General features: G+C 48.4%; 9 protein-coding genes. All 9 read right to left on the bottom strand.

All coding sequences use genetic code 11. The features are described from left to right. Positions 1-48: 48 nt before the first annotated feature. Complete coding sequence (locus ACWPAB_RS07400) at positions 49-240, bottom strand: hypothetical protein (RefSeq protein WP_003566781.1); 192 nt, start codon at positions 238-240, stop codon at positions 49-51. A gap of 106 nt (positions 241-346) precedes the next feature. Then, on the bottom strand, positions 347-646 hold the full coding sequence (locus ACWPAB_RS07395; protein ID WP_003585389.1) for a DUF2316 family protein: 300 nt from the start codon (positions 644-646) through the stop codon (positions 347-349). Between the two features lie 39 nt (positions 647-685). After that, on the bottom strand, positions 686-1099 hold the full coding sequence (locus ACWPAB_RS07390) for a MarR family winged helix-turn-helix transcriptional regulator (RefSeq protein WP_003580367.1): 414 nt from the start codon (positions 1097-1099) through the stop codon (positions 686-688). Positions 1100-1389: 290 nt separating this feature from the next. After that, positions 1390-2178 carry a zinc-ribbon domain-containing protein gene (locus ACWPAB_RS07385; RefSeq protein ID WP_003580372.1) on the bottom strand — a complete coding sequence of 263 codons (789 nt, stop codon included), beginning with the start codon at positions 2176-2178 and terminating at the stop codon, positions 1390-1392. 55 nt (positions 2179-2233) lie between these two features. Then, positions 2234-3241 (bottom strand): alpha/beta hydrolase, encoded by a 1008-nt coding sequence (locus ACWPAB_RS07380; RefSeq protein WP_003580374.1) that lies wholly within the window; start codon positions 3239-3241, stop codon positions 2234-2236. A gap of 166 nt (positions 3242-3407) precedes the next feature. Then, positions 3408-4505, bottom strand: a complete 1098-nt coding sequence (locus ACWPAB_RS07375; RefSeq protein WP_003580377.1) for a zinc ribbon domain-containing protein — start codon at positions 4503-4505, stop codon at positions 3408-3410. Between the two features lie 416 nt (positions 4506-4921). Then, entirely contained in the window at positions 4922-5509 is a 588-nt protein-coding gene (locus ACWPAB_RS07370; RefSeq protein WP_003566788.1) for a MarR family winged helix-turn-helix transcriptional regulator, read from the bottom strand. Positions 5510-5610: 101 nt separating this feature from the next. Next, the gene (locus tag ACWPAB_RS07365) at positions 5611-7386 is read right to left on the bottom strand and encodes an ABC transporter ATP-binding protein (RefSeq protein WP_003580380.1); all 1776 of its coding nucleotides are present in this window, start codon (positions 7384-7386) and stop codon (positions 5611-5613) included. 169 nt (positions 7387-7555) lie between these two features. Next, positions 7556-8023 (bottom strand): NUDIX hydrolase, encoded by a 468-nt coding sequence (locus ACWPAB_RS07360; RefSeq protein WP_003585393.1) that lies wholly within the window; start codon positions 8021-8023, stop codon positions 7556-7558. Between the last annotated feature and the right edge of the window lie 15 nt (positions 8024-8038).

Here is an 8038-nt window from a genome sequence, read left to right as displayed (position 1 = left end):
CAAAAAAAGCCCGACTTAAACAGCCGGACTACCAACCCACTTTTTTTCTTAGTGACTCGCTTTAACCGCGTAAACAACCCGGATTGGAGTGGCTCGCACGCGTAATAACCGTGCGGCCTCCACATTGCCATGGGCCGCGCGGATGCATAGCATCCGCCGTGCCTGCTTTGCCACTAGCAATGTGGGGAAGTTTTTAGGGAAAAGTAAAGCGAATAACTCCTCATTCGTCGCGCCAATCAATGATAAGGGACACCTTTCTGCTTGCTGTAATTTGTGCATAGTGTAGCATGTTTCTCAGCAGGCGCCAAGGGGTAATTGATGTTTTTGTTATTTTACTTACCGAGACTTAATTTAATCGGCCTTTGGCAATCAAATCAGTATTTAAAAACCAGTGTACGGCCGGATCGCCTTGTAGGCGGCTGTAAGGTAGCGGCGTTTTCCCTTGTGCAGCAAGTTGCTTGTTGAGGTAATTCCGAAGAATCCAAGGCTCTTCAATTTGATCAACCTGCAATTGCAAAACCGCTTCGACATGCTCCGGCGTGGTCGCAAGATCTTGGGCAGCTTGCTCAAGTGTGACGCCAGCCAAGTTAAAGTTAGCTGCCAGTTCTTTCTTCGTGTTGCGTCGTTCAATGATGGTTAAAGACATAATTTTGCTCCCTTCAAAGGGTCATAAACGCCGGCAAGGTTATTGCAAGGCTTTCAACACTTGCTTCAACGTCACCGTCAGTGCTTCTGGATCAGGCACGTTTGCCGCAAAGGCCTTTTCCAGTACTTGAAACAAATCACGAACTTGCTCGGCGGTTGTCTCGCCCTCATCAGTCAAAAACAGTTGCCGCTCACGTTCGCTGTGCGGTGCCATTCGTTTTTCCAAAAGCCCGCGTTGGATCAAACTTTTAATCAAATTAGATACGCTAGCCGGTCCCCGACTTAATTCGACACTGACCTGTCGTTGATTAGCGCCTGGATTAGCGGCAATAAACGTAAGCACCTTGGCTTGATCGCTATTGAGATCCAAATTGCTTAAATGTTGATTCAAAAAATACTTCTGTAGTTTTGCGAGCTGATAAACCAGCCCGGAAATGTTCGATTCACTTTGCATTATCAAAACCTCCATGATAACCAGTATACGTCTTTCTGTTTCATATGCAACAGTTTCATGGACACCTTAATGCTGCATTGTTTTATTTTGTAAAAATGCGTCAGGTCATTAGCACCGCCGCATGCCTACTCAGAAAATGCATACCCTGCGACGGATCTGGATCATTATCCGTCAGTTTTGTCCAAACAAAAGTCGGTCCCAACGAAAAGAATCCCATCGTTAGAACCGACTATTTTTCAATATTTAATTCGGAGAATCTCACTCATCATCGTATATTTCAAGTCTGACGACTAGTCATCATCCCCATGAATTAACGTCCACTTACCGGAATCATCGTTAAACTTGCTCATCTGATCATGGATTTCATCATAGCGGTATTTACCGTGCAAGGCGCCGCTATCTTTATCGTAAACATCGACTTCCTTCATGTTAGTTGCCGGAGATGTCACCTCGACGCGATAGTCATCCAAATCAAAATCGTCATAATCGGCCGCCATTTGCGCAACTTCACGATTGCTTAAATCACTGTCACTGCGACTCTCATCGTCATCGCGACTATCTTCGGCCGATTCACGGGCATTGGCGAGTGATTCGCTGGCTGCTTCTTGAGAGGCCGAAGCCGAAGTTGATTCAGCCACTCGTGAATCCGAGGCGGATGCAGCCGCAATTGACGAAGCAGAGGCACTCGCCGCCGCTGAGCTGGATGAATCCAGTGCCTCAGTTCGAGCTTGCTGCTGGCGGTTTTGAAAGAATAAGAAAGCTGCTAGCAAAACAACAGCTGCCACCAACACAATACTAACAATGACCCAAGGACGGCCATGCGGTTGCTTCTGCCCACCGCCACCATTTGATCGCCGACGCGTCGCATTCGGCGGCACAGCCCCTGAAGCCAGTGGCTGTTGTCCTGATGGCTGACTGGTTTGCATCTGACCATTCACTTCACTACCTTGTCCTTGCGCCGGTTGTTCTTGTGCCAGGCCACCCTTTTCAGCACGATATTGGGCAAGATTAAACCCGCAATTATGGCAAAAGGCTTCGTCAGCGCTAACTTGTACGCCACAATTTGGACAATATTCCATAAAAAAACGCCCCCTCAATTTCTTTGCTGCAAGCTAGCGCAGCTTTTTTTAAATATTAGTTGGTTGTTGCTCTTGGTAGCTGTTGCAGCAACCACTGATACGCTGCTGGCAACGCCTGCTGCCAATAGTTAAATCCATGTGTGCCAGCCGCTGACCAGCTAGTAGTCGGTGTCACCCCCACTGCCTGAAGCTGTGAGGCAAAATGAGTGACATCAGTAAATGGCACAGTTGTATCAGCTTGTCCTGACGCCAAATAAACTTTCAAACCAGCAAGTCGGTCTGCCGTCAGCATGTTGGCAGGTTGATCGGCATCCCAACGGGCCTGATCCCATTGGCCATGAGTTAAAAAGGCTGGCATTCGTGATTGGGCCGCTTCAGGTACCTGCTGCCAAACTGCAGGCGACAAAGCCGCGACGATCCGAAACTGTTGAGGTTCGGCTAGCACCAGTCTTAGGGCACCATAGCCGCCCATCGACACGCCGCCAACCGCATAGGCATCCGCCTGCGATAAAAGCGCAAATTGTTGCTTTAAATGTGGTAGTAAATCTTGCATGATTGCCGTCTGCATTTTTTCTGCTGGCGAATCAACGTAAAAACTATTGCCACCATCCACAAACACCACCACTGCTGGATGACCAGTCGAATTAACAGCTTCATCAAGTAAGCTTTTCGAATCCACTAACTGGACCAGATTGGTGTCATCGCCATCCATTCCGTGCAGCATGAGCACTAATGGATAGCGTTTGTGCGGATCGTAGCCAGCTGGCACATAGGCCATATATGACCAAGATCGCTGTAGGGTTGGCGCGAAAAAGGTGAACGCCGCCAAGCTGCTACTTGTTTGCGCTACCGTTGACCCCGCAATAGAAGGAGCGGTCTGTGACGGTGTCGATGCTGCTTGCGTCTTCCTGCTAGACTGCTTAGTTATGGCTGACTGCCGCTGACGACTAACAGTCGCAGGCGCGTGCTGCTCCGCCGATTGAGAATGTCGAATAAATGCTCCTATTAGCAAAAACATCAACACACCGAAACCAGCTAAGACCCATGCCTTACCGCGATGCACAGGTTAAGCCCCCACGATATACCAGCAACCAAGCACGCCTTGACTTTCCTTTATCTTTTTTCAAGTGCCTACCCCCAGGAACTGACGACAGTTGTGACCTACTTCTTAATCCTACAACACTGACGGCATTTACAGAACATCTTTTATTTTTTGATCGAAAACACCATCAGTCTCTCGGCAACAACCGGGCGGTGACGAACATAACCAACGCCGCGCCAATACCGACAGAAAACCCGATGCCGGGATTCAGCAAACCTTGAATTTGGTTGTTGGCACTGCTCATCAACGGCGCATAGGCAAAATATAAGGCCCCGTAGCCTAACAAACCTAACATGCCAGCAAACCGCATCATCCCGCGTGACCGAAAAAGTCCGAACAAAAGGCCTAACACTGGGCCTATCCCCGCTAAAATAAGTGCTAAGTATGGCAGATTGGTTTGAGGCGAAGCGACGCCAGTATTGGTTGCAGCAGTTTCCGCCAAGGTGACAGCACTGCGGACAAGATCATACAAACTGCCGCCAACATTGGCCGTGGCGACACTGCCAGCACCAAATGGCCAGGCATAGGCCGCTGTAAATGCCACTAGCGACGCGATTAAGTAAACCAGCCAAATGATGCCGCCTCTTCGTCTCGGTTGGCCTGCTGTGGTTCCAAGGTGCGACCACCAATGCGGCGAACGATTGCTCATTTTCTGTGCTTGCTGCGCCATCGGGCCATTGTCCGGCTGCGTCATATACGGATTAGGATACGGTGGCACCGATTGACCCGCTGCTGGCCGCGGCGCTGTCCAAATATCATCATCTGAGTCGCCTGAATCGTCATCGTTAAAGCGACTAGTATAAGACGCCACTGGTCGGCGATTTGCAACAACATAAATGGCGACAGCACAGCCAACTGCCAACACCCATCCAGCGATCGTTGAAAAACTAAAGACACAAAAAAGTACCATGACTCCGATCAGGGTATACACCATGTGAGTTGCCAACCAATCGATAAAATGATCGAAACTATCGTCAGTTAGGACCAGACTCTTTTTGATGCTGGTTGAACCACTTTGCCGCTGTCGGCGTGAGCGTTCTCCTCGTACCTGTTCACGAACCGGTTCAGATGCAGCTGGTTGTTGTGACTGCTCACGACCAAAGTCCGTCTCGCCAGCAACCCGAGCATTGAAGATTGTCAAATCTGCGCCGCAATTCGGACAGAATTTGGTCCCAGCCGGTATTTTGAAACCGCAATTTGGACAATAACGCATCGTCTCTGCCAAGCTAGTTCCCTCCATTTTCATGCTATTAGATTCATCTTGCATGGTTCGCGGCTAATAGTAAAGTTTCGGCGAAGTTTTTTAACGAAAACTCACTTAGTTGTCAGTATTGGCCAACTTTTTAGCAAAGATGCGCGATTGGATCATGGAAAAAGCTGCAGACTAAAAGTTCTTTGTCGTCCCAAATGTCACAACCTCTGGTCAGAGAGGGCTGACGACGCGGGGCTAGCACGGTGCCGGTGCTTCGAGCCGCCTCATCTAGTCGTCGACTACTCTGCCTTGGCATTGTGATCTTTAAATCTCTCCAAAATATCCGCGAGAAAACAAAAGACGACTGATTTCCCTATGAATTGCGGAAAATCAGCCGTCCATATTGACAGCTGTCAATTAAATCGCAGCCTGTCCATTCAAGTCACTATTTAGAATCGATGGTCAAAGCCTCGTGGGCCGCCGCCGAAGCCACCTGGGTAGCCGCGACGTGGGCCATGCTCGTGATGACCGTGATGGAACCGTGCGGCCCATTCGCGCATGTCATCGAACTGTTTGCCTTCTGGCCAGCTAAGGTCATCCCTAGTTGCCAAATCGGCAGACAATTTTTCAATCAACGTCAGTAATTGCGCCTGCTCTTCTTCGGACAAACCACTGAAAATTTGATCAGGTAAATCCGTCTTCAGTTTACCCGTCGTTTCAATAAATTTTTTGCCGTCATCAGTGAGCGCAATTAGCTGAACGCGCTTATCGGTTTCGGACTCGCGGCGGCTGATCAACCCTAAATCCTCTAGTTTCTGAACTAAAGCGGAAACCGAACTTGGCCGAATGTCCAACGCCTCAACCAAATCTGAATTCGTCAGTTCACCTTTATTATCAAGCAGCCGCAAGAGTCTTAATTGATTGGGCTGGCGCTGTCGATCACCAAAACGCAAGCTGCTAGCCACGGCACCCATGAATGGACGCTTTTGAATTAAGCCGCCAAAGGCCTTCAATAAATCTTCTGATGTTTTTGTCATCGCTATTCTCCTTGTCTTTTAGTTAGTCTACTATCCCATGAACTAATAGCATGAGTATAATCCGTTAGTTAGTTTTTGCCAAGACTACCTACTTTTAACGTTTACGCGGCCTTTCCGAACTGATCTTTAACATACTCGCGATAAATTGGATGCGACTTGATCAGGTCCTCATGTGTGCCGCTTCCGCTCACCGTGCCATTTTCAATGAAGTAGATCCGATTAGCATTCATAATCGTGCTGAGTCGATGGGCAATCACAATCGTTGTACGACCATGCATTAATTTAGCTAATGCTTTTTGAACCATCATTTCTGATTCGGCATCAAGACTAGCAGTTGCTTCATCGAGCATTAAAATCTTGGGATCGCGAAGAAAGGCGCGGGCAATGGCGAGTCGCTGTCGCTGACCGCCGGAAACCTTGACACCACGTTCGCCGACTTCAGTATCGAGTCCCTGCGGCATGGCCTCAACAAAGGTTTTTGCGTACGCCATATCAAGCACATGCCATAACTCTTCATCTGTATAGTTGCGCGTTGCCCCATACGTCAAGTTATAACGAATGGTACCTGCCATAATTGTTGCATCTTGCCCAACCAGCCCAATCTGTTCACGCCAATCTTCAACATTCAGATTTGCGATGTCCTGATCCCCGATCAAAATGTGGCCGCTATCAGGCGAGTAGAAGCGTTCTAAAAGACTGATAATCGTTGACTTGCCACCACCAGACGGACCGGCAAAGGCAATGACCTGATTAGGTGCCGCTGTCACCGTGACATCTTTTAGCACCGGCGTTTCCTGATCATAACTAAAGCTGACATGCGACATTGTCAAAGCTTGACCACTGGCATCTTTTAGCGGGCGACCTGTACGACTTTCCTCAGGTTGTTGCAGTAACTCATCAATCCGCGCCGTTGACCCGCTCGCTTTTGCTGTCTCAGCAAAAAACTGTCCAAGCGTTGAAAAAGGCCCAATCAACTGGGTGAGATACATTAAGAAAGCAAACAAGGTCCCCATATTCATTGACCCACTTGCAACCCGACTGGCACCATATGCGAGCACGCCCACAATCATACCCATCATTAACGTCGTCATTACTGGCTGGGCAACCGCGTCATAAACTGCTTCCTTCAAGCCCAAGCGATACAAACGATCAATGCGGGCATCACCGGTTTTCTTTTCGACTGCTTCAGCATTGGAACTTTTGACCAAGCGCACAGCGCCCAACACATCCCCAGCCTCGCCACTAAAAGCTGCCAGATTCTCTTGTCGTGAAAAAGCAATCTTACGCGACTGAGTGGCAACTGGCAGGAAGATCAGAATAACAAGCGGCACAACGGCAAACATAATCGCCGTCATTTTCCAATCCATCATCAACATCAAAATCAGCGCACCGATCAGTTGCATCAAGGCTGTGACCATGCGCGGTACCGAGTTGGCGAGTAAATCCTTGACTTGAGTAGAATCATTCACCAGTCGCGACGTGATTTCGCCAGACTTGGTGGTGTCGAAATAACTGACTGGTAATACCAAAAGCTTGGCCCACAGCTTATTGCGTAATTTAGCAACGACATCTTCGCCAAAAAAGCCTAAAACGGCGCCTGAACCCGCGCTGATCAACGCTGAACCAATAAACAGCCCGACAACGCCAATCACCAAATTCATGTTGACCGCATGCCCCAACGCATTAATCAGCGACTTGGCAATGGTTGGCACAATTAATTGGCCGGCCGTCGCCACTAATCCCAAAAGCAGTCCAAGACCAAGCTGCCAATAATGTGGGTGAATGGTACTGATTAGTTTCATGAAACTACGGAAATCGAACTTTTTTGGTGTTGACTGCCTTTTTTCGGCTGCCAGCATCGTGGTTGAACGTTGCATATGCATGTGCCTCCAGTTATCAGCTATTTAAAATAGTTAGCTGCTTATATATCTAACTAACATTGTGCTAGCCTAATCCTTTTGTTAGTCTATGTCAACAACAACTAACAAAAAGAACTGAACAAATTTTGTCCAGTTCTTAAATCACCTTGAATTTCCATGTCCTCGGCTAGTGTGCTTGCTGCGTTTGCAGATATGCCTGAACGAAACTAATCATGTCGCGCGACTGTTGATTAAACAATGGCGGCAGTTGATCAAAGTCAAAGTATTGCAATGCCAACGTTTCTTTGGGATCCGCTTCAGCCAAACTGCCGCCGACTGGTTTGACGAGATAAAAACGGCAGATGATTTGGGCCTGATCACCATTGGGATAAGTTGTAAATCCTTGGTCGAAAGTATGCAGTGCCTTGACTGGTTCCACCAGTAAACCGGCATCCTCTTTCATCTCTCGTTGCAAGGTTTCGACAAAGGTCTCACCGTACTCCATCATCCCACCTGGCAAGCTCCAGTTACCGGCATCTGTCCGCTTTTGCAATAATATCTGCCCTTGCTCGTTCACCACCGCACCGGCAACGGCGTTTAAGAAAATCGGCATGTGTCCGACTTTGCTGCGAATCTCTTGAATATAATTTGCCACTTGACTACCTCTTTT

This window comes from Lacticaseibacillus sp. 30 (assembly GCF_053819265.1).
The sequence above is the reverse complement of the archived record's forward strand: the minus strand, read 5'-3'. Positions and strand labels throughout refer to the sequence as shown.